Origin of the sequence: Kitasatospora sp. NBC_01266 (assembly GCF_036242395.1) — a bacterium.
GTDB lineage: Bacteria > Actinomycetota > Actinomycetes > Streptomycetales > Streptomycetaceae > Kitasatospora.
Genome location: NZ_CP108458.1, coordinates 6,041,314 through 6,062,730, shown reverse-complemented (window position 1 = coordinate 6,062,730; position 21,417 = coordinate 6,041,314). Strand labels below are relative to the sequence as shown.

Sequence of the window (21,417 nt, the reverse complement as noted above, 5' to 3'; positions counted from 1 at the left end):
CTCAGGACTCCTGGGTGACGGAGACGAGCACATCGTCCCCTTCGATCTTTACGGGGTAAACGGGGACCGGCCGGGTGGCGGGCAGTCCCGAGGGCTTGCCGGTGCGCAGGTCGAACGTGGAGCCGTGCAGCCAGCACTCGATCCGGCAGTCCTCGACCTCGCCCTCGGAGAGCGAGACGTTCGCGTGCGAGCAGATGTCGTTGATCGCGAACACCTCCCCCTCGGTGCGCACGATCGAGATCGCCAGACCGCCGCCGAGCTCGACGCGCTTGGGCGAGTCCTCGCCCAGCTCGTTCAGCGAACAGACACGCACATATACAGCGTTGGTAGCTCGCTCGCTGCGCTCGCTCATGCCACGCCTGCCAGCTCGGCCTCGATCTTCTCCATCAGCTGGTCGTGGATCTCGGCGACCCCGATCTGCTGCACCAGCTCCGCGAAGAAGCCGCGCACCACCAGGCGGCGGGCCTCCTCCTGCGGGATGCCGCGGGACTGCAGGTAGAAGAGCTGCTCGTCGTCGAAGCGGCCGGTGGCCGAGGCGTGGCCGGCACCGACGATCTCGCCGGTCTCGATCTCCAGGTTCGGGATCGAGTCGACCCGGGCGCCGTCGGTGAGCACCAGGTTGCGGTTGTGCTCGTAGGTGTCGGTGCCCTCGGCGGCGGCGCGGATCAGCACGTCGCCGACCCAGACCGCGTGCGCGTCCTGGCCCTGCAGGGCGCCCTTGTAGACCACGTTGGACCGGCAGTGCGGGGTGTCGTGGTCGATCTGCAGGCGGTGCTCCAGGTGCTGGCCGGCGTCCGCGAAGTAGAGGCCGAAGAGCTCGGCCTCGCCACCGGGGGCCGCGTAGGTGACCCGGGGGTGGATCCGCACCAGGTCGCCGCCGAAGGTGACCACCACGGACTTGAACGAGGCGTCGCGACCGACCAGCGCGCTCTGCTGGGTGGCGTGCACCGCGTCGCGGTCCCAGTCCTGGACCGAGACGAAGGTGAGCTTGGCGCCGTCGCCGACCAGCAGCTCGACGTTCGCGGCCCGGACGCCGGTGCCGGTGTGGTTCAGCACCACGACGGCCTCGGCGAACGGCTTGACGTCGATGACCACGTGCGCGAACCTGACGCCGCCCTCGCCGTGCACGTCGATCTTCACCGGCTCGGTGAGCACCGCGTCCTTGGGGACGGTGACCACCAGCGCCTGCTCGAACGCGCTGAACGCCTGCGCGGCGACCCGGTCGACCGGCTTGCCGGCCTTGCCGAGCCGCTCGTCGTCACGGCCGACCAGGTCGGCGGTGACGCCCTCGGGCAGCGAGAACTCGACCTTGTCCTCACCGGCGGCCGCGGCGGCCGCGGTGCCGTCGTGCAGACCGGCCAGGCGGTGCAGCGGGGTGAACCGCCAGTCCTCCTCGCGGCCGGTGGGCACCGGGAAGTCGTTCACGTCGTACGAGGGCTTGACCGCGACGCGGGCGTCGATCGGCTGCTGCACGGCGGCCCGGCCGGTGCCGGGGCCGGCCAGCTGCGCGCCGGCGCCGGCGGTACCAACCTCGATCGACCCGGCGGTGGTGGAGCCGGCGGTGTTCTTGGGCGTGTCAGCCATGGCTGTTCGTGTTGCTCTCTTCCTCAAAGTGTGGGCGGGACCGGACGGCTACTGCCTTGCCTCGAAAGACAGGACGTCAGCCGACGGAACCCTCCATCTGCAGCTCGATCAGCCGGTTGAGCTCGAGCGCGTACTCCATCGGCAGCTCACGCGCGATCGGCTCGACGAAGCCGCGCACGATCATCGCCATCGCCTCGAACTCGGTCATGCCACGGCTCATCAGGTAGAAGAGCTGGTCCTCGCTGACCTTGGAGACGGTCGCCTCGTGGCCCATCGAGACGTCGTCCTCGCGGACGTCGACGTACGGGTAGGTGTCCGAACGCGAGACGGTGTCCACCAGCAGCGCGTCGCACAGCACGTTGGACTTGGCGCCCTTGGAGCCCTCGCCGATCTCGATCAGACCGCGGTAGGAGGTGCGACCGCCGCCACGCGCCACCGACTTGGAGACGATGTTGGAGGAGGTGTTCGGCGCCATGTGCACCATCTTGGCGCCGGCGTCCTGGTGCTGGCCCTCGCCCGCGAAGGCGATCGACAGGGTCTCGCCCTTGGCGTGCTCGCCCATCAGGTAGACGGCCGGGTACTTCATGGTGACCTTGGAGCCGATGTTGCCGTCGACCCACTCCATGGTCGCGCCCTCGTACGCCACGGCGCGCTTGGTGACCAGGTTGTAGACGTTGTTCGACCAGTTCTGGATGGTCGTGTAGCGGCAGCGGCCGCCCTTCTTGACGATGATCTCGACCACGGCGCTGTGCAGCGAGTCCGAGGAGTAGATCGGCGCGGTGCAGCCCTCGACGTAGTGGACGTAGGCGTCCTCGTCGACGATGATCAGCGTCCGCTCGAACTGGCCCATGTTCTCGGTGTTGATCCGGAAGTAGGCCTGCAGCGGGATGTCCACGCGCACGCCCTTCGGCACGTAGATGAACGAGCCGCCGGACCAGACCGCCGTGTTCAGCGAGGCGAACTTGTTGTCGCCGACCGGGATCACGGTGCCGAAGTACTCCTGGAAGAGCTCCGGGTGCTGCTTCAGCGCGGTGTCCGTGTCGAGGAAGATCACGCCCTGCTCCTCCAGGTCCTCGCGGATCTGGTGGTAGACGACCTCGGACTCGTACTGCGCGGCGACACCGGCGACCAGACGCTGCTTCTCGGCCTCCGGGATGCCGAGCTTGTCGTAGGTCGCCTTGATGTCGGCGGGCAGGTCCTCCCAGGACTCGGCCTGCTTCTCGGTGGAGCGCACGAAGTACTTGATGTTGTCGAAGTCGATGCCCGAGAGGTCGGAGCCCCAGGTCGGCATGGGCTTCTTCGCGAACAGCTTCAGGCCCTTGAGGCGCAGCTTGAGCATCCACTCCGGCTCGGACTTCTTCGCCGAGATGTCGCGGACGACCTCTTCGCTCAGGCCGCGCTTGGCCACCGAGCCGGCCGCGTCGGGGTCCGACCAGCCGTACTCGTAGGTGCCCAGACCTTCGAGCTCCGGGTGGGAAACGGTGTCAGTCATGCGGGGTTCCTCCGCGCAGGCGCAGTCGGTGTTTCGGTGGTCGTACCGGCAGTCGGCGCTGCACCGGTGCCCGGCGCGGGCGACGGTGCGGCACCGGGTGCCGGCACATAGGTGGTGCAGACCCCGTCGCCGTGGGCGATGGTGGCCAGCCGTTGCACATGGGTGCCCAGCAGCTGGGAGAAGACCTCGGTCTCCGCCTCGCAGAGCTGGGGGAACTGCTCGGCGATGTGCGCGACCGGGCAGTGGTGCTGGCAGAGCTGGGCGCCGGCCGGGGCCTTGGCGGCCGAGGCGGCGGACGGCACGCGCCGCACCGTGGCAGCGTACCCGTCGGCACTCAGCGCCTCGGCGAGCGCCTCGGTCCGCTGGTCGGCAGCCGCCCGCTCCAGCGCGCTCAGGTACTTCTGGCCCTGCTTGCCGAACCGGGCCCGGGCGAAGGCGGCGACCGCCTCCTCGCCGGCCTTGCCGCCGCCGACCGCCTCGGCGATCCAGCGCAGCGCGTCGGCGGCGAGCTGGTCGTAGGCCTGGTAGAAGGCGTCCCGGCCGCACTCGGTCAGGGCGAACACCTTGGCGGGACGGCCCCGGCCCCGGCTGCCGTAGACCCGCTGCTCGCGGGACTCGACCAGGCCGGCGGCGGCTAGCCCGTCCAGGTGGCGGCGGACGGCCGCGGCGGTCAGCCCGAGCCGGCTGGCCAGGTCGGCCGCCGAGGACGGACCGTGGTCCAGGATCGAGCGAGCGACCCGATCCCGGGTCGCCCGATGGCCGTCCAGCAGCACTTCCGCCGAGGTCGCGGGCACCGGAAAGCCGGGGGCCGACTCGGCCTCCTGCTCCCGCGGGTGCTCGCGCATGTTTTTCACAACACCATTGTTGCGTAATTACTTCCGACCGGACAAGCCGTGACGCACGCCTCAGCGGTGGGATCGATCACGCAGGCTAGCCTTACCTGACCCGCGAAAACGATCTTCCCGAGCCGCGGTCCAGGGCGCCGTCCGGGGCACTGTCCCAGGCGCTTTCCCGGCCCACCTACACTCGCCGGTATGCAGAACTCACCCGCCGTCGAGATCGCCGGGCTGGTCAAGCGGTACGGCGAGAAGGCCGCCGTGGACGGCCTGGACCTGCGCATCGAGCGCGGCACCGTCACCGCCGTGCTCGGCCCGAACGGCGCCGGCAAGACCACCACCATCGAGACCTGCGAGGGCTACCGCCGCCCGGACGCGGGCACGGTCCGGGTGCTCGGGCTCGACCCGGTCCGCCAGGCCGCCGAGCTGCGACCCCGGATCGGCGTGATGCTCCAGTCGGGTGGCGTGTACGCCGGCGCCCGCGCCGTCGAGATGCTGACGCACACCGCCAAGCTGCACGCCCACCCGCTGGACGTGCCCGCCCTGGTCGAGCGCCTGGGCCTGGGCTCCTGCGGCCGCACCAGCTACCGCCGGCTCTCCGGCGGGCAGCAGCAGCGGCTGGCACTGGCGATGGCCGTGGTCGGCCGCCCCGAGCTGGTCTTCCTGGACGAGCCGACGGCGGGCCTGGACCCGCAGGCCCGCCGCGCCACCTGGGAGCTGGTCCGCGACCTGCGCCGGGACGGCGTCACGGTGGTGGTGACCACCCACTACATGGACGAGGCCGAGCAGCTCGCCGACGCCGTCCACATCGTCGACGGCGGCCGGGTGATCGCGAGCGGCAGCCCCGAGGAGCTCTGCCGGGGCGGCGCCGAGAGCAGCCTGCACTTCGACGGCCCGGCCGGGCTGGACCTCGGCGCGCTCACCAAGGTGCTGCCGGACGGCGCCTCCGCCGTCGAGCTGGCGCCCGGGAACTACCGCGTCGAGGCGCCGATGGACCCCCGGCTGGTCGCCACCGTGACCGCCTGGTGCGCCGACGCCGGCGTGCTCCCCGAGCGGCTGACCGTGCAGCGGCGCGGCCTCGAAGACGTCTTCCTCGAACTGACCGGACGGGACCTGCGCTCGTGAGTACCTATGCACCGCGGCCCGGCGCCGCGCCCGTCGGCCGGATGCTGCTCGCGCAGACCGCCTTCGAGACCAAGATGCTGCTGCGCAACGGCGAGCAGCTGCTGCTCACCGTGGTGATCCCGACCGTGCTGCTGGTGCTGTTCAGCGCGGTGGACGTGGTGTCGGTGACCGGCCCCGGCAAGCGGGTCGACTTCCTGGCCCCAGGCCTGCTGGCGCTCGCCGTGATGTCCACCGCCTTCACCGGGCAGGCCATCGCCACCGGCTTCGAACGGCGCTACGGCGTGCTCAAGCGGCTGGGCGCCAGCCCGCTGCCGCGCTGGGCGCTGCTCAGCGCGAAGACCGGCTGCGTGCTGGTGACCGAGGCACTGCAGGTCGCACTGCTCTCGGTGATCGCGCTGGCGCTGGGCTGGTCGCCGCACGGCGACCCGTTCTCGGTGCTGGCGCTGCTGGTCCTGGGCACCGCCGCCTTCTCCGGGCTCGGCCTGCTGATGGCCGGCACCCTGAAGGCGGAGGCCACCCTGGCGGCGGCCAACCTGGTCTTCATCCTGCTGCTGCTGGCGGGCGGCGTGATCGTGCCCCTGACCAAGTTCCCGTCGGCGGTGCGCTCGGTGCTCGACCTGCTGCCGATCAGCGCGCTCTCCGACGGGCTGCGCGCCGTACTGCAGACCGGCGCCGGGGTGCCCTGGTCGGACCTCGGCATCCTGGCGGTCTGGGCGGTGCTGGGGCTGGCTGCGGCGGCGCGGTTCTTCCGCTGGGAGTAGGGCGCTGCGGCGCGCTCCCGGCGTACTGAACTGAAGGGGTGGGGACCGGTTGCGGTCCCCACCCCTTCGGCGTTCAGCGTTGATCAGTGACGATCAGCTGATCAGTGACGAGCGGCCTTGCGACGACGGGTCATGAAGACCAGACCGCCACCGAGGACCACCACGGCCGCACCGACACCGGCGATCACGCCGGAGTCACTGCCGCCACCGGTGAAGGCGAGCGACGGCGAGCTGCTGGTCGGCTTCGGCGCCGGGGTGGTCGGCTTGACCACGGGGGCCGCGCTGGTGGGCTTGACCGAGGCGGTGGGGGTGGGGCTCGACGTGGGAGTCGAGGTGGGGGTCGGCGAGGCCGTGGAGGAGCTCGGCGACGGCGACGGGCTCGTCGGCGGCGCGGGGGTGGTCGGCGGCGGGCTGGTCGGCGGCGGGCAGACCGGAATGACGTCGTTCGTGGTGAACGTCCAGCCGTTCTTGCCGGTCGCGTCGTCGCCCGCCTGCACCTTGATCTCGTAGGCGATCGGAGCCTGGTGGTCAGTCGCAACCGTGATGGTCTTCTGGAACGAGCTGCCGAAGGTCTGGTTGTTGACCTCGGTCACTCCGCCCACGATCACGGTGACGGTGTTGGTCACCTTTTCGTTGTAGTTCTCCAGGTCCACCACGAGTGAGCTGCAGGTGGTGTGGTCGTTGTTCCCGTGTGCCGAGGCCGCCCCCGCGAACGTGACGACGCCGGCCGCCGCGAGCGCCACCGCTCCGGCGAGGGTGCGGCCAGATATCCGCCCCAGTCGTTGCATAACCAAGATCCTTCCCAATGAGGTTGTGCAGCACGGACATTGAATGATCGTGAGCGACCGGCTACAACTCGTGTCGGGGACTCTACAGCCACTTGGTGCGCCGCATCCCCCAAACAGAACGACTGGAACTGAACTGGCGGTTCAGTCGCCGAGTGTGCATCTTCGCCAACCCGCGATTTTGCCCCAGCGATCATCGCTGGGGCGGACGGGAGTCGCGCGAGCAGTTGCGGCCCGCCCCCGAGTAGGTGCCTCGGGGGCGGGCCGCTCTCGGTTCAGTTCAGCGAGCGGATCACCCCGAGTCCGTCGCCGAGAGCCTGCGCCTGACCGCCGGTCAGGGCGTAGTTCCAGGCCTGCACCTGGGTGACCGGCCCCGGAAGGAAATCGGCGGGCTGCCCGTTGACCAGGTCCGCACCGACGGTGAGGCTGCCGCCGGCCACCCACGGACTGATCCCGGTCTGCGAACCGGCGAAGGTGTCGCCGAGGTAGAGCGACGCGGTGTGACTGGTTGCGTCGTAGGTCCCCACCGCCAGGATGTCCCCGGAACCGTTTGCCGTGCACGTCCCGTTGTTGGCGAGTGGTGCACCGTCGGACGGCGCGAAGTCGAAGCACCAGGTGTTGGTGGCGTGGCTGTACTTCAAGGCCGCGAGCGGACCATGGACACCGTTCACTGCGACGAGCGTCACGTCGGTGGCCGATCCCTGGAAGTTGACGACGCCGGCGGACAGCGTGAAGCTCGCGCCCGTGTTGATCACCGGACCCGCTGTCGCTCCGTAGCCGGTGGTCCCGTCGAATTTGACCGCGTTGGCCCAGTCCGCGTTCGCCCCGGTGGTCCAGGAGTAGCCACCCGACAGGGTAATCGGGTTCTGGCCCACCGCCGGGTTGTTCGCCAGGTAGGCGTTGCCCGTGCTGGAGGCCGTGTCCGCCGCGACGCTGCCTGCGGCGTCGTGCATCAACCAGGTGTCCTGCGAGCCGAGGATGGCGTTGGCGAGCCCGCCGTAGCCGGCCGAGGTGAGGTTGACGTTGTCGACGGCGTCACCGACGTTGTCCTTCTGGACCGTGGCGTTCGGACTCACCTCGATCTCGCCGTTGGTGCTGTCGATCCAGCCGATCGCTTCGTCCGGATCGATGTAGTTGAGTGCTGGGGTGCTCCAGGGACCCATGCCAAGCGGGTATCCGCCGCTGAGCCAGCGATTCACGGTGGTGCGGTAGCCGTCAACAGTGCTCGTGCACGGGTCGTTGGCCCCGCTCACCCCGTCACCCGCGTACCCGTCGCACGGGGTCAGCCCGACAGCCGTGACGTTGATCCCGCTGGACTGCAGGTACGTCAGGAGTTGGGTGAGCGCACCGGTGGTCAGGCTGTTGGCGGTCTGGCCGTGCAGGACGTCCATCAGGCCCTCGTCCAGGACCACCGTGTTCAGGCCGGGTTGGTCGAGGATGTCGCGGTCGATGCGGGACAGTGCGGACGGTCCGCCGTAGCTGCTGTTCGGCGGGAAGTCCTGGGTGAGCATGTTGCCGACCACACCTTCGTCGATGGTGCTGAACGGCGTGGGGGACGTGGGTGCGGCGGCCGCGAGGTCACCTGCGAGGTGGACCGCCGTGGTGGAGATCACCCCGTTGGTGCCGGGTGTCCCGGGGTCGACCAGGCCGTCGCCCATCACCGCCTCGGCCGGGACGTTCGCCGTCGTCACGTCGACGTCGGTGAGCAGCGAGGTGATCGAGCTCGTGATGGTGCCGGTACCGGTGAAGGGGGTCCCGGTGGTGTCCGTGGTCTTGTCACCGCTGCCTGGCGCCGACATGTAGGTCCAGGCCGTGTTGGCCCACGGATTCATCGGGACGTACCCGATCGAGTTGCTGAAGCTGAACGAGACCTGCAGGTACTGGTTGGCGTTGACCGGGTAGGGCAGGGGGTCACTGTAGACCATGCCACCGCCCGGGACGGTGACCCCGGCGGAGCCCGCGAACGTCAGATTCGTTGTGGCACCGGTCGGTGCGGTCGCGTACTCGCTCCCGGCGACAGCCACCGTCGCGTGGGTGATGACCATCGGGTTGTTGCAGACTGCGTCGTCGAGCTTGATCCGCACGGTGTTCCCGGAGACGGACGGCTTGACGTTCACCCGGACCGTCTGGTTCGAGAACCCGCTGCCGCCCCAGCCGTAGTCCCCTACTGTGGGCGATCCCCAGGTGGCCGTCCAGGACTGGTTGGCGGGCGCGGCGACGGTGGTGCCGTTGACCTCGGCGGTGCCCGTGGTGGTGTTGCGGGTGGCCAGGCCGAAGACGTGCAGGGCCGAGCCGCTGGCCTGGGTGCCGACGTCGGGCAGGGTGACCGAGACCGGTGTCTTGCCCGGGGTCAGCGGGACGGAGAACGGGTACAGCTTGGGGCCGTTGGTCGGAGTGGTCTGGCCCGACGATGTGTTCCAGTGCGGCAGGGTGACCGCGGCCAGCGCACTGGGACCACCGATCCAGTCCGGCACCACGAGGGCGTAGGACTGGGTGCTGCCGTCCGAGTACGTGACGGTGCCGGTGGCCGGGCAGTAAGCGGAGGGTCGGGTGGAGTCGAAGCAGTACTCGCCCGAGACCGCGGTGCCGGCCGGCACGTACGGCGCGGCGGCGTTGGGCACGGCACCGGGTGCAGAGAGGTTCGCGATGGTACTGGTGGCCAGGAAGACCAGGGCACTGCCGGCGCTGTCCGCAGTGGCCTGGCCGAGCGGGATGGTCTGGTTCGCGGCCAGGATGTTGTCGGCCTGGCCGGCACCGTAGGCGGGCAGGGTGAAGGTGGCCCCGTTGACCGTGACGTGCTGGCCGGAGTTCCAGCCCGCGTTGGCCAGGTCGTTGGCCGAGAAGCTATGACCCCACATGCCGTCGGCAGCCCCCAGGCCGGTGTTGCCGTCGGGGCTGATCGCGGTGTTGTTGAGGCAGGCCGCGAAGGAGGCGCACTGCTTGCTGGGGTCGCCGGCGGCCAGGAAACGGTAGGCGGTCATGCCGGACAGGTCACCGGCGGCGTCGGTGGCTGCGGCCCACAGGGTGTGGGGGCCGGCCGAGAGCGGGGTGATCGACACACTGGCGGAGGAGTTGATGGTGGCCGCCTCGTCGGCGGTCAGAGCGCGCTGGTAGACCTGCAGATCACTGATGGAGCCGTTGGCGTAGTTGGTGTAGCTGCCCGAAGACATGTCACGCCCGACCTGCAGAGCGCCGGCAGCGTTCCAGGTCGTACCGGTGTAGGCGCCGCTGGCGGCCAGGGTGCCGTTGACATAGAGCTGCATCTGCTGGGTGCCGGCGTTGTAGACGCCCGCGACCTGCGCCCAGACACCCGTTTGCGGGCTGCTGGAGCCCGAATTGGGGCCGTAGATGGCGGTCATGCTGTTGGTGGTGGCGTCGGCCGAGTTGATGGCGAAGGCCCACGAGTGGGCCCAAGGCGAGTAGTAGAGGAAGAAGTTGGAGGCGTTCGTGCCCGACTGGGAGACGATGGCGGTGCCGCTGCTCAAGCTGTTGAGCTTGACCCAGGCGGCGACACTGAAGCTCTGACTGGTATTCAGCACCGGTCCACTGGTGGCACCGTAGCCATTGCTCCCGTTGAAGCTGACAACAGTCCCGCGAGTACTGTCCCCGCTCCAGCTGCTGCCGGCCTGGAAGGTGACCGGATGACCCCCAGCCGAGTCATTGCCGGTGTTGCCGGTGTTGTCGTTCATCAGCCACCGCCCGGCCGGCGTCGCCGCCGCGGAACTGGCGACAGTGGCGGTCTCGTTGGCCGGGGTGTTGCTGGTGGCCGGCTGCTGGTCCAGGCCGTAGATGACCTTGGTGGTGGGGGCACCGCCGTCAATGGAGCTGTTGATCGCGAACGTGGTCGTGGTGCCCGCCGCCGCGCCCTTCAAGCCGCCGTTGTCGGTGTTCGGGAAGGTGCTGTTGGCGGCGACCGTGGGGTTGTCGGGTCCGGTGGGGTACGCGGTGAAGTGGCAGACCGGTGACCAGCTGGACCAGGCCTCACCGTCGGTCACCTCGGACTGCCAGTCGACGGTCTGGCCGTCGGTGAGCGAGGAGACGAACGAGGACGGCAGCGAGTACATCGCCGTGCTGCCCGAGCCGAGGTTGTCCCCCGACAGCCCGGTGGCGCTGGTGGAGGAGCCGTCGACCCAGTACTTGAAGGTGGCCTGCAGCGAGTCGCCGTCCGGGTCGGAGACCACCGAGCGCAGCACCGGGGTGTTGGAGGCGATGGTCTTGCCGATCAGCGGGTAGGGCGTGTTCAACGCACAGCCGGCGTTGTCCGCGCCGGTCACCGCGGACAGGTCGCTCGCACCAGGGGTGTTGGGGTGCTGGTTGTACTCGATCTGCAGGGTCGGGTTGTCCGAGAACCGGGAGAAACCCAGGTCGTTGTTGGAGGACTCGTAACCGTCCTCGGTGAGTACGCCCGTGAACTGCCCCCAGTGGCCGGCGGCGGACTGCTGCATCGCCCCGGTGACGTCCAGGCCGTGGGTGACCGAGCCGTTGCCGGGGCAGTAGGAGGCGTTGTAGGAGGGGCCGAACGAGGTGCTGGAGACGACGCCGCCGTAGCCGGGCTGGTTGTTCCAGCTGGTGCCGGAACCGATGCCGCCGGCCCAGTGCAGGTCGACCGTGGGGTTCTCACTACAGGACGCGGAGTAGACCTTGGTGGCGTTGACCGTCCCGGACTGGACGTCCGCACCCCACATGACAGTTGGCAACTGCCACTGGTAGTAGGTACGCATGGCGCCCCGGCAGGTGCTCCAGCCGTTGACGCCCACGCCCAGCTGTCCGCCGTCGCCCGCGGAGCCGGTGTTGTCGAACAGCGAGCTGCCGTTGCACGGCGAACCCTGCTTGACCTCGTCGAAGGCGGGGTTGCCGGTCGAGGTCGGGTGCCAGTTGAACGTCGGGTCGAGGTAGGCCGGGAACACCGTTCCCGGATCACCCAGCAGCTTGGCGTCCGGCACCAGGGTGAGCGAATCGGCGCTCGCCTTGGTCCGCACCAGCGAGATGTGGGCGGCCGCACCCGGATGCGCCACGTCCGACGCGTCAGGAGCGACCTTCGCCGCCGCCGCCTGACTCTGCGTCATGGCGCTCACCGCCCCGCCCTTGGCCGGCGAAGCGGCGGGCAGCGCGGTGTTGGAGTCCCACATCAGCGGCGTGGCCGAGTCCAGCGTCGCACCATCGGCACCGGCAATGGATATCCCGTCCTGTGCCTTGGAGTTGACAAGCTTTCCGCCGCTGACCGAGGTGGCGAGCTTGAGGGATGCCAGCGCCGGGTTCTTGGCGGCCTGCGCGTTCTTGACGACCAGGACATCGCTGAATCCGCCGCCGTCGGTGGCCGACAGCACCAGGTCGACGCCCGGCAGCACCTCCGGATAGGTCGCGGTGCTGCCACTGACCGTCGGAACGGGCAGCGCGGCAGGCCAGTTGACGGTGTAGCTGGTGCCACCGGAGGTGGTCACCGCCAGCGGACCCTTGCCACCCCCGGAGAACCGCACCTCACCGTAGGCCGTCGCGGCGGGCGCCAGCGTGCCGTCAGCCCCCTTGCGCAACGTGGTGTCGACCGCGGTCCAGGCGCCGTCCTTCTTCGTCCGCACCGGCTTGGGGTTGCTGGTCAGCGCGAACCCGCCCTTGGGCTGCGCCACGGTCTCCTGCGTCTCGGTGGTCAACGCATCCACCACCACCGGCTTGCCCGTGCTGTGCGCCTGCGCCACCGCGGCCGTCATCGCCGCCTGCTGCGCGGCTGTCGGCCCCTGACCATCCTCCATCGGCGCCAGGTTCTTCGGCTGTGCCGCGGCGGGCGGCTGCGGCACCGGAACCGGATGCCCGATCGGCGCACCCGAGCCCACCACGGGGCTTGCCGGTGACGCCAGCGCGACCGGCGCGGTACCGAGGGCGGCCGAGGCGACAACAGCCATCGTCGCCGCTACGACCGCCTGCCTTCGAATAATCAGACTCCCCGGAGCATTTCTTTTTTTACCGTCCATTGATATCTTTTACCCCACCCTTTAGGGAATTGCCCGGAAGCAACCTCGGACGAGTTTGCAAACCGTGACGATACGTTTCCGCAGGCCCGCCCGGCAAGGCCGGTCGATATCGTCTGATCTGCCCTGATGAGAGGCGGAAAGATACCGATCGTAAGCATCTCGAACAACTATGATCATTCGTCATGTCCGGTGCTGGTTAGCACACTTAAAGCCCGCTCGCGAACGCCACCGGCTATACCTACAAGACGCGCCATATCCCCGGATGGTTTCCCTCTGATAGCGTCCCGGGCCGACCGTAGGAAACTTATGGTCGATTTGACGACGGAGGGGTATTGTGTCGCTGGGGATAGGTCGCAGCAGAGGTAACGGGGAGATACGACCAACCAGGAGGCGCCCCAAACGCGGGCTCTTCCTGGGTATGGCCACCGGGTTCGTGGTGATAGCCGGACAAGTGGTTGCTCCGGTTGCGATGGCAGCCGAGGCGGGCCCGCAGAAGGCGCCCGCCGTCCGCCACGACAAGTCGATCCCCGTGACGCCGGTCAAGAGCCACTATCAGAAGCCGCCGGCGATGCCGCAGTGGCAGGCACCCAAGGCCGACTGGCCCTCGGGCTCCGCTGACGTGCAGTTGAGCGGAGTCAACGCACCCGTCACGGGCACGGCGCAGGCGGCGGCCTTGCCCGTACAGCTGAGTGCTGCCGCCCACCCGCCGGCGGCCCCGCTTGCGGCAGCCGCCGCGACCGCCGCGCAGTCGGCCCCCTCCAGCGTGCACGTGACCGTGGCGCCCCAAGCCGCCGCCGCGGCAGCCGGAGTGAAGGGCGCCCTGCTGTCCCTACAGCGCAGCGACTCGGGCACCGCCGCCGGCCCCGCCCATCTGTCGCTGTCGTACCGCCAGTTCCAGGACGCCTTCGGCGGCGACTGGGGGCAGCGGCTGGCCCTGGTCCAGCTGCCGGCCTGCTCCCTGACCACTCCTCAGCTGGCGAGCTGCCGCACCGAGACTCCAGTGGTCTTCCACAACGACGTCAAGAGCCAGACCCTGGAGGCGGACCTCAGCATCCCGCCCGCCGCACCGCACGCCTCCGGGACAGCCCATGTCGGGGCGCTGTCGGCGGACTCGGCGCAGTTCGCAGCCACAGCCGCAGCCCAGCCGATGGTGCTGGCCGCAGCCGCGACCACCTCATCCAGCGCGGGCAGCGGTGGCGGGGACTTCACCGCGACCAGCCTCAAGGCGTCCGGCGCCTGGCAGGCGGGCGGCTCCTCGGATGCCTTCACCTGGAGCTATCCGTTCTCCGCACCGGCCGTACCGGGCGGACTCCAGCCGAAGCTGGACCTGTCCTACGACTCCCAGTCCGTGGACGGGCTGACCTCCTCGACCAACAACCAGGCGTCGTTGGTAGGTGACGGGTGGCAGCTGCCCGAGTCGTTCATCGAGCGGTCCTACTCCTCCTGCAGCCAGAACCCGGCCGGCCCGACGCAGACCGGGGACAACTGCTGGTCGAACAACAACTCCCTGACGCTCTCGCTCAACGGCTCCTCCACCACCCTGGTCAAGGACGACGCCACCGGCACGTACGTCGCACAGGACGACTCGAACGAACGCGTCGAGTACCTCACCGGTGCGACCAACGGCGCCCAGAACGGCGAGTACTTCCGGGTCACCACGACTGACGGCACGCAGTACTACTTCGGGTTGAACCAACTGCCCGGCTGGACCTCGGGCAACACCACCACCAACTCCGTGTGGACCGAGCCCGTCTACGCCACCGCGGCCGGACAGCCGTGCTACAACGCGACGTTCGCCAACTCCTGGTGCCAGCAGGCCTACCGGTGGAACCTCGACTACGTGGTGGACACCCACCAGGACGCCGTCTCGTACTTCTACACCACCGAGCAGAACTCCTACGCCGCCGACAACGGCAGCACCGCCACCGCCACCTACACTCGCGGCGGCTACCTCTCCACGATCCAGTACGGTCAGCGGGCCGGCCAGGTCTACTCCACCCAGCCCGCCGGGCAGGTCTCCTTCAGCGTCAACGGGCGCTGCAGCACCTCCCCCACCGGCTGCGCCCTGTCCACCCTGAACAGTTCGACGGCCACGAGCTGGCCGGACATCCCCTACGACCTCAACTGCGCCGCCGGAGCCGCCTGCCAGATGCAGAGCCCGTCCTTCTGGACCGAGTACGAGCTGACGGGCATCCAGACCGACGCGCTGGTCGGCACCACCGAGACCCCGGTCGACTCCTGGGCGCTGACCTACTCCTTCCCCCCGACCGGTGACTCCACCACCCCGTCACTGTGGCTGAGCTCCATCACCCACACCGGCCAGGACACCAGCGCCGGCGGCTCGAGCAGTGCCATCCCGATGCCGCCGGTCACCTTCACCGGCCGACCGCTCGCCAACCGGGTCAACCTGACCAACGGATACACCCCGCTCACCCGCCAGCGCCTGACCGGCATCACCACCGAGACCGGCGAGACGATCACGGTCAACTACTCGTCCCCGGGCTGTGCGAGCGGCACGCCGTCCGACCCGTCGCAGAACACCTCGCTCTGCTTCCCCGACTACTGGACCCCCACCGGCCAGACGTCCCCGATGCTCGACTGGTTCAACAAGTTCGTCGTCACCAACGTGACCGAGCAGGACCCCACCGGCGGCTCGGCCAACGACACCATCGTCACCAGCTACACCCCGGTCGGCACACCCGCCTGGCACTACAACGACAACCCGCTCACCTCAGCCGCCCAGCGCACCTGGGACCAGTGGCGCGGCTACCAGGGCATGATCGTCTCCACCGGCACCGCCCCGGACCCGGTCACCAAGACCCAGTACACCTACTTCCGCGGCATGAACGGCGACACGCTGCCCAACTCGGGCACCCGCAGCGCCACCGTCACCGACTCCCGCGGCGACCCGGCCGTCACCGACTCCGACCAGTTCGCCGGCCTGACCTACGAGACGCAGGTCTTCAACGGCAGCGCGACCGTCACCGACACGGTCACCGACCCGTGGTCCTCGTCGGCCACCGCCACCCACGCCCTCAGCGGGGGACTACCCTCGCAGCAGGCGTTCCTCACCGGCACCGCGGACACCAAGGTCTACACCACGCTGGCCGCCGGCGGCACCCGCAACACCGAGACCGACTACACCCACGACGCCTACGGCCGGGTCACCGCCACCAACGACCAGGGCGACACCTCCACTACGGCCGACGACCTGTGCACCACCGTCAGCTACGCCGACAACACCTCGGCCTGGATCCTCGACAAGCCCGCCGAGACCAAGACCGTCTCGGTCAACTGCGCCACCACACCGAGCGTTCCGGCCAACATCGTCAGCGACGATCTGACCTTCTACGACTCCTCGACCACCCTCGGCGCCGCGCCGAGTGTCGGCGACGAGACGATGACGCAGAAGGCCTCCTCCTACAACGGCAGCACCCCCGTCTACACCACCACCCAGACCACCACGGTCGACCAGTACGGCCGCCCGACCGCCGTGTCGGACGCGCTGAACCGCAAGACCAGCACGGCCTACACCCCGGCCACCGGCGCCGAGCCCACCAGCGTCGCGGTCACCGACCCGATGAGCCACACCACCACGACCAGCTACGACCCGCTGCGCGACCTGCCACTGGTCGCCACCGACCCGGCCGCGTACGTGACCACCGAGCAGTACGACGCACTCGGCCGCCTCACCGCCGTCTACGAGCCCGGCGAGGCCGCGCCGAACCCGCCCAACCTCAAGTACACGTACACCGTCTCCAACAGCGGTCCGTCGATCGTCGACACCTACGCGCTCAACGACGACTCCAGCTACCGGCAGACCGAGGTCCTCTACGACGCACTGCTCCGCGCACGCGAGGCCCAGACCCAGACCGTCGACGGCGGACGCACCATCACCGACACGATCTACAACACGGACGGCTGGCAGTCCGAGACCACCGACCCGTACTACAACTCGTCCGCGGTCTCCACCAGCTACGTCCAGGCGCAGGTCGGCCAAGTCCCGTCCGAGACCGGCTACAGCTACGACAGCGCCGGCCGCCAGACCGCCGGCATCGCCTACGCGCTGGGCACCCAGACCTGGCAGACCACCACGACCTACGGCGGTAACTTCACCACCACCGTCCCGCCGGCCGGCGGAACCGCCACCACCACCGTCACCGACGCCCGCGGGCGCAAGACCGACCTGATCCAGTACAAGTCGGGTGTCCCGGCGGACTACGTCAACGACCCCGCCTCCGACTACACCGACACCAAGTACGCCTACACCCCGGCCGACCAACAGGCCACCGAGACCGACCCGGCCGGCAACAGCTGGTCCTGGAACTACAACCTGCTCGGCCAGCAGACCGACGCCTACGACCCCGACACCGGCCACGGCCAGACCAGCTTCGACGCCGCCGGCCAGGAGACCAGCTCCACCGACGCCCGCGGCAAGCAGACCACCTTCACGTACGACCTCGACGGCCGCAGGACCGCGGCCTACGACACCACCACCACCCAGACCCTCTCCACGAGCAACAAGCTCGCCGCCTGGACCTACGACACGGTGAAGAAGGGCCTGCCGACGGCCACCACCTCGTACTCCGCCGGCGACACCTACACCAGCTCCGTCCTGGGCTACAACAACCTCGGCAAGCCCGCCGCCACCCGGATGACCCTCACCGGCGAAGGCACCGCCCTGGTCCCCGCCGCCGGTTTCACCACCACCTACGGCTACAGCCTGACCGGCAACCTCACCAACCAGAACGACCCCGCCGAAGGCGGCCTCCCCGCCGAGAACCTCACCTACGGCTACGACCAGTTCGGCGAACCCACCACACTCAGCTCCTCCGGTGGCGCCTCCTGGAACTACGTCAGCGCTGTCGGCTACAGCGAGTACGGCCAGCCCCTCCAGTACACCTTCGGCCCCAGCACCAGCCAGGTCTGGTCCACCTACACCTACGACCCGCAGACCCGGAACATCACCGACATCCAGACCAACGCCTCCACCGCCTCCGGCGTCGTCGACGACCTGAGCTACGGCTTCGGTAACTCCACCGTCTCCAAGGGCGCGGACCTGCTCACCTCCACCACGGACAAGCAGAACGCCGACACCACCGTCGACACCCAGTGCTTCCAGTACGACTACGCCACCCGCATCCAGCAGGCCTGGACCGCCACCGACGCCTGCGCCGCCACCCCCTCACCGGGCAGCAGCAGCACCGTCGGCGGGCCCGTCGCCCCCTACTGGCAGTCCTGGTCCTACGACGCGGCCGGCAACCGGCTCGCCCAGACCGACCACGACACCACCGGCAACACCAGCAACGACACGACCACCAACTACGCCTACCCCACCGCCGCTTCGAGCAGCGACCAGCCCCACACCCTCACCGGTACCACGGCCACCGGCCCGAACTCCACTGCCGACACCACCTCCTACACCTACGACGCCGCAGGCAACACCACGGGCATCACCGGCGGCACCCTCGGCAACCAGAGCCTCACCTGGACCGACCAGGGCAAGCTCGCCACCGACACCAGCACAGCCGGCACCAGCACCTTCGTCTACGACGCCGACGGCAACCAACTCATCCGACGCGACCCCGGCAGCACCACCCTCTACGCCGGCGACGCCCAACTCGTCCTGAACACCACCACCCAGACCGTCAGCGGCACCCGCACCTACACCGTCGGCGGCAAGACGATCGCGGCCCGCACCAGCAGCGGCACCGTCGACTACCTGGCCCCCGACCGCCAGGGCACCGACCAACTCGCCATCAACTCCACCACCCAGGCCGTCACCCGCCGCCAGTACCTCCCCTTCGGCCAGGCCCGCGGCACCACACCCACCAACTGGCCCGACGACAACGGCTACGTCAACGGCCACAACGACACCGCCACCGGCCTCGAAACCCTCGGCGCCCGCGTCTACGACCCGCTCTCGGGGCGATTCCTGAGCAGTGACCCTCTGTTCGAAATCGGCGACCCCACCCAGATCAACGGCTATGACTATGCCGGCAATGATCCTGTGACCGGTGCCGACCCGACGGGTCAAAGGTTGTACGACCCCGATACCGGCGCACAGGGCGGCAACTCCGCACAGCTGCAGCAGAACGTCAACGAAATCCGCTCCGAGCCGGGTTACCACGATCCGGTCCCAGAATCCGTTCCGGCCGCCACTCCGACGGATGCGTCGTATCGCAGTCCATCGCACCGTGCGCCGCAACCTGCCAAGAAGCCCAGGTGCAAGGGTTTCCTTGGCTGTCTTGGCCATGATTTGCATGGGGCGCTCAATGTCGCCGGGAGCATCGCACCGGCCGCGACCGTCCTTGCGATCGCCACGGCCGAGGTCCCTGGCCTCGACGTCATCACCGCTGGATTCTCTCTCACCGTGGACGGACTAGCCACGGCCGGGAGCGCCTGGAATGTCGTCACAGACTTGACCAATGACGGAACGGGCGCGTTCGATAAATGGCAAACCTATGCCGATCTCGGCGGCACGCTGCTGGGCGCGGCTGGCTTCGGAACGTCCGTACGTTCCATCCTGCGAGCAAGGGCCGCCACATCTGCCGTCCGCGACACGCAAGCACTCACAGCGATAGCCAAGCTGAAGAACTCTGGAAATCCATCACTGAGAGCGAGCGGGCTTGCTGCCAGGGCTGCACTTCCGGAAGCCGCAAAGGCGTCTACTATAGCGAGCCTGGCGGCCGGATATGCCAACACCTTCGACCAAGTGGTCAACGGAATCGGCGCAGCCGAAGGGGAGGCTACGAATATCGGTGAAAAGTCCTGGAATCCATTGAGTCTGACCACCGGCTTCAACTGGGCAGGCTGATGTAGAGCGTCAGGCTCCGGGTCTACCCCGTTCCTCTCATTCGGACAGGCCCGGAGCCCGCCAGACGCATCCACCCAGGCCGCCATCGGCACGAGCCCCTGGCCGGCACTCCCCGATTCCCCCGAGGAGCCACCGGGAAAACTCTGAGCGATGAGCTGACAGCTCACACCCGCAGCGCCCGCCCGACACAAATCTGCTATCCGCCGAGCAGCGGGGCCACGCTCCACTGGTCACATCACGGTGTCCAAGGGCAGGATCAGCAGGAACATGAGCCCTGACAATCACCATTGCTGCGGACCCAGAGACCTTTGCAGGCAACGGTAACCTTTCGGCTCCACGGCCAGGCGACCGAGACGGCCCACTTCATGGACGCTCGATGCTGGCCACAGCCTGGATTGCGGCGTATAGTACGATGTCATGCTTCTTGCTGATTCCCGGATCGATCTGAACTCGTTCCCCCTCTGGGCTCTATGGACCCTAGCGGCAACGGGATTTATAGCGTTTTCCGCAGTCCTGCTCAGAATTCTTCCACCGCAGGTCCGGAGGGGATCGGGAGGACGATCCATCGCTTTCTCGGCAATACTTTTCACGGGCTGGGTGGCCATCGGGCACAGCTCAAAGGGCTCCTTGTGGTTCGGCGCCTCGATCTTCACCCTGGCAGCCATTCCACTGCTCTGGATGGGAAAACTTCCAGCAGACCTGCCGTCTGCGAAAGATCCTGCCGCCCGGCGCCGCCACCCGCAGTACCGCGAACTCGAGCGCCGGGGCCGGATCGCGGGCGTTGGAATGATCCTGCTGATCGTGCTCGACATCGCCTTGTCCGTGGCCCTCATTCGCGGACTCTGACTTGGTCTTCAAGGGAGCGACCTTCGCCTGATCATGTGCTCCGACCCAGGAACACGCACGGCCAGACCGACCATCCCGTGGCCGGGGGCCGAGCTGGCGCTACGTGTTCGGCGTCAGCGCCGCCGTCGTCTCCGCGACACCGCTGGGGCTCTCCAGGTCCGCTCGGCCCGGCAGGCGCGGGCGATGCGTGGGGTGCCGCGTTGAAAACGGAGAGTCGAGAATGAAGCTGTCAACACGCGCCGTTGCCACCAGGGTTCTATTGTCAGTCTTTCTTACCGGACCGCTCCTGATGTCCGTGAAGGCTGCCGTCGAAGGTGCCGTGGAGATCCAGGACCTCTGCTGGGCAGTCGTGCGCACGGGGATAGCCGTGGCACTGGCGGTCAGGGCCTACGCGGCAGTCAGATCTCCAGTGGGATCCCATCGAGGAAACCCCGCGTTCCTCGGCGCGGCGGTCACCCTTGCTTCGACCCCCTGGCTTCTTCCGGACGACTGGTTCCTGCCCCCGGGCGAGACGATCGACGAGGTGTCCCTGACCAGGATCGGCCTGGGCCTCGCCTTTGCCGTCGCCGTCTGCACAGCTCTGGTCTGGCCGCGCTACCTGGTTCCGGGCGCAGCGGCAGCCAGCCTGCTGGTCCTGTCCTGGCCCGTGGTCAGGCCGGTCATCGTCGCACGCGAGACTGCGGCTGCCCTGGCCCGAATTGGCCATCCACCACGCGATCTGCTTCTCCAGGCGAGCCTCAGTGGATACGACGCCGATGACTACGAATATTCGAACGGAGCCGTCTCTGTCGGGTTTCTGGCAGACGACGGATCCTGGAACGACGGCCCGGTCGCCTATCTCGAGGCACGCCCTGCGGCAGGGACGCCGTGCGCCGTCCTCATGTCCTCGGGAGGAGGCGGAGAGTGCAGGAGCCTTGGGAACGGGATCTGGCACGCGATCCAGTCGGGCAACTCGTCGTTCGCGCGCGTCGAGGGGACGGTGCTGGTGACTGTCCACAGCGATGGACCGGGTTTTGGCACACAACTCCTCGCCCTGCTGCGCAGTGCACATCCGGCTACCGACGTGGAAATCGTGGGCCGCACCTGACAGCTTCGGCATCCCCGACCGCCGCGCCGACCCGCCGACCCCCGACGTTCCCCCCGCCGCAAGATCGGCAAGCGCGCAACCTAGGATGAACCGGTGCGTACCCCCTTCTCCCTGCTGG

At 68.6% G+C, this 21,417-nt stretch carries 11 protein-coding genes; 5 read left to right on the top strand and 6 right to left on the bottom strand.

Annotated elements, in window-relative coordinates:
- Window position 1: 1 nt before the first annotated feature.
- The 4 genes from OG403_RS26305 to OG403_RS26290 form a co-directional block, all read right to left on the bottom strand.
- Window positions 2-352, bottom strand: a complete 351-nt coding sequence (locus OG403_RS26305; RefSeq protein ID WP_329568487.1) for a non-heme iron oxygenase ferredoxin subunit — start codon at window positions 350-352, stop codon at window positions 2-4.
- A complete protein-coding gene (gene sufD / locus OG403_RS26300) occupies window positions 349-1,584 on the bottom strand; it encodes a Fe-S cluster assembly protein SufD (protein ID WP_329568485.1) in 1,236 nt (411 codons plus the stop codon). Before sufD ends, OG403_RS26305 begins: the two co-directional genes overlap by 4 nt.
- Before the next feature lie 76 nt (window positions 1,585-1,660).
- The gene (sufB, locus tag OG403_RS26295) at window positions 1,661-3,076 is read right to left on the bottom strand and encodes a Fe-S cluster assembly protein SufB (RefSeq protein WP_329568483.1); all 1,416 of its coding nucleotides are present in this window, start codon (window positions 3,074-3,076) and stop codon (window positions 1,661-1,663) included.
- Window positions 3,073-3,930 (bottom strand): helix-turn-helix transcriptional regulator, encoded by an 858-nt coding sequence (locus OG403_RS26290; RefSeq protein WP_442910988.1) that lies wholly within the window; start codon window positions 3,928-3,930, stop codon window positions 3,073-3,075. The genes sufB and OG403_RS26290 overlap by 4 nt, the downstream gene beginning before the upstream one ends.
- A gap of 180 nt (window positions 3,931-4,110) precedes the next feature.
- Between OG403_RS26290 and OG403_RS26285 the strand changes: the two genes are divergently transcribed.
- A complete protein-coding gene (locus tag OG403_RS26285) occupies window positions 4,111-5,037 on the top strand; it encodes an ABC transporter ATP-binding protein (RefSeq protein WP_329568480.1) in 927 nt (308 codons plus the stop codon).
- A gap of 41 nt (window positions 5,038-5,078) precedes the next feature.
- The gene (locus OG403_RS26280) at window positions 5,079-5,798 is read left to right on the top strand and encodes an ABC transporter permease (RefSeq protein ID WP_329572572.1); all 720 of its coding nucleotides are present in this window, start codon (window positions 5,079-5,081) and stop codon (window positions 5,796-5,798) included.
- Between the two features lie 101 nt (window positions 5,799-5,899).
- Here the strand turns inward: OG403_RS26280 and OG403_RS26275 are convergent, their stop codons facing one another.
- Together OG403_RS26275 and OG403_RS26270 are read right to left on the bottom strand one after the other, a co-directional pair.
- Window positions 5,900-6,586, bottom strand: coding sequence for an LAETG motif-containing sortase-dependent surface protein (locus tag OG403_RS26275; RefSeq protein ID WP_329568478.1), 687 nt, complete (start codon window positions 6,584-6,586; stop codon window positions 5,900-5,902).
- 272 nt (window positions 6,587-6,858) lie between these two features.
- A complete protein-coding gene (locus OG403_RS26270; protein ID WP_329568476.1) occupies window positions 6,859-12,480 on the bottom strand; it encodes a LamG-like jellyroll fold domain-containing protein in 5,622 nt (1,873 codons plus the stop codon).
- A 538-nt stretch (window positions 12,481-13,018) separates the two neighbouring features.
- On the opposite strand from OG403_RS26270, the gene OG403_RS26265 reads away from it, so the two are divergent.
- The 3 genes from OG403_RS26265 (at window position 13,019) to OG403_RS26255 (ending at window position 21,299) form a co-directional block, all read left to right on the top strand.
- Window positions 13,019-19,366: an RHS repeat domain-containing protein gene (locus OG403_RS26265; protein WP_329568474.1), complete on the top strand. Its 6,348-nt coding sequence runs from the start codon at window positions 13,019-13,021 to the stop codon at window positions 19,364-19,366.
- A 597-nt stretch (window positions 19,367-19,963) separates the two neighbouring features.
- Entirely contained in the window at window positions 19,964-20,212 is a 249-nt protein-coding gene (locus OG403_RS26260; RefSeq protein ID WP_329568472.1) for a hypothetical protein, read from the top strand.
- Window positions 20,213-20,531: 319 nt separating this feature from the next.
- On the top strand, window positions 20,532-21,299 hold the full coding sequence (locus OG403_RS26255) for a hypothetical protein (protein WP_329568471.1): 768 nt from the start codon (window positions 20,532-20,534) through the stop codon (window positions 21,297-21,299).
- Window positions 21,300-21,417: the final 118 nt, after the last annotated feature.

Coding starts and splice junctions, on each gene's coding strand:
- OG403_RS26305 (WP_329568487.1), bottom strand. CDS start 352: ATGAGCGAGCGCAGCGAGCGAGCTACCAACGCTGTATATGTGCGTGTC.
- sufD (WP_329568485.1), bottom strand. CDS start 1,584: ATGGCTGACACGCCCAAGAACACCGCCGGCTCCACCACCGCCGGGTCG.
- sufB (WP_329568483.1), bottom strand. CDS start 3,076: ATGACTGACACCGTTTCCCACCCGGAGCTCGAAGGTCTGGGCACCTAC.
- OG403_RS26285 (WP_329568480.1), top strand. CDS start 4,111: ATGCAGAACTCACCCGCCGTCGAGATCGCCGGGCTGGTCAAGCGGTAC.
- OG403_RS26280 (WP_329572572.1), top strand. CDS start 5,079: ATGCTGCTCGCGCAGACCGCCTTCGAGACCAAGATGCTGCTGCGCAAC.
- OG403_RS26275 (WP_329568478.1), bottom strand. CDS start 6,586: ATGCAACGACTGGGGCGGATATCTGGCCGCACCCTCGCCGGAGCGGTG.
- OG403_RS26270 (WP_329568476.1), bottom strand. CDS start 12,480: ATGGCTGTTGTCGCCTCGGCCGCCCTCGGTACCGCGCCGGTCGCGCTG.
- OG403_RS26265 (WP_329568474.1), top strand. CDS start 13,019: ATGGCAGCCGAGGCGGGCCCGCAGAAGGCGCCCGCCGTCCGCCACGAC.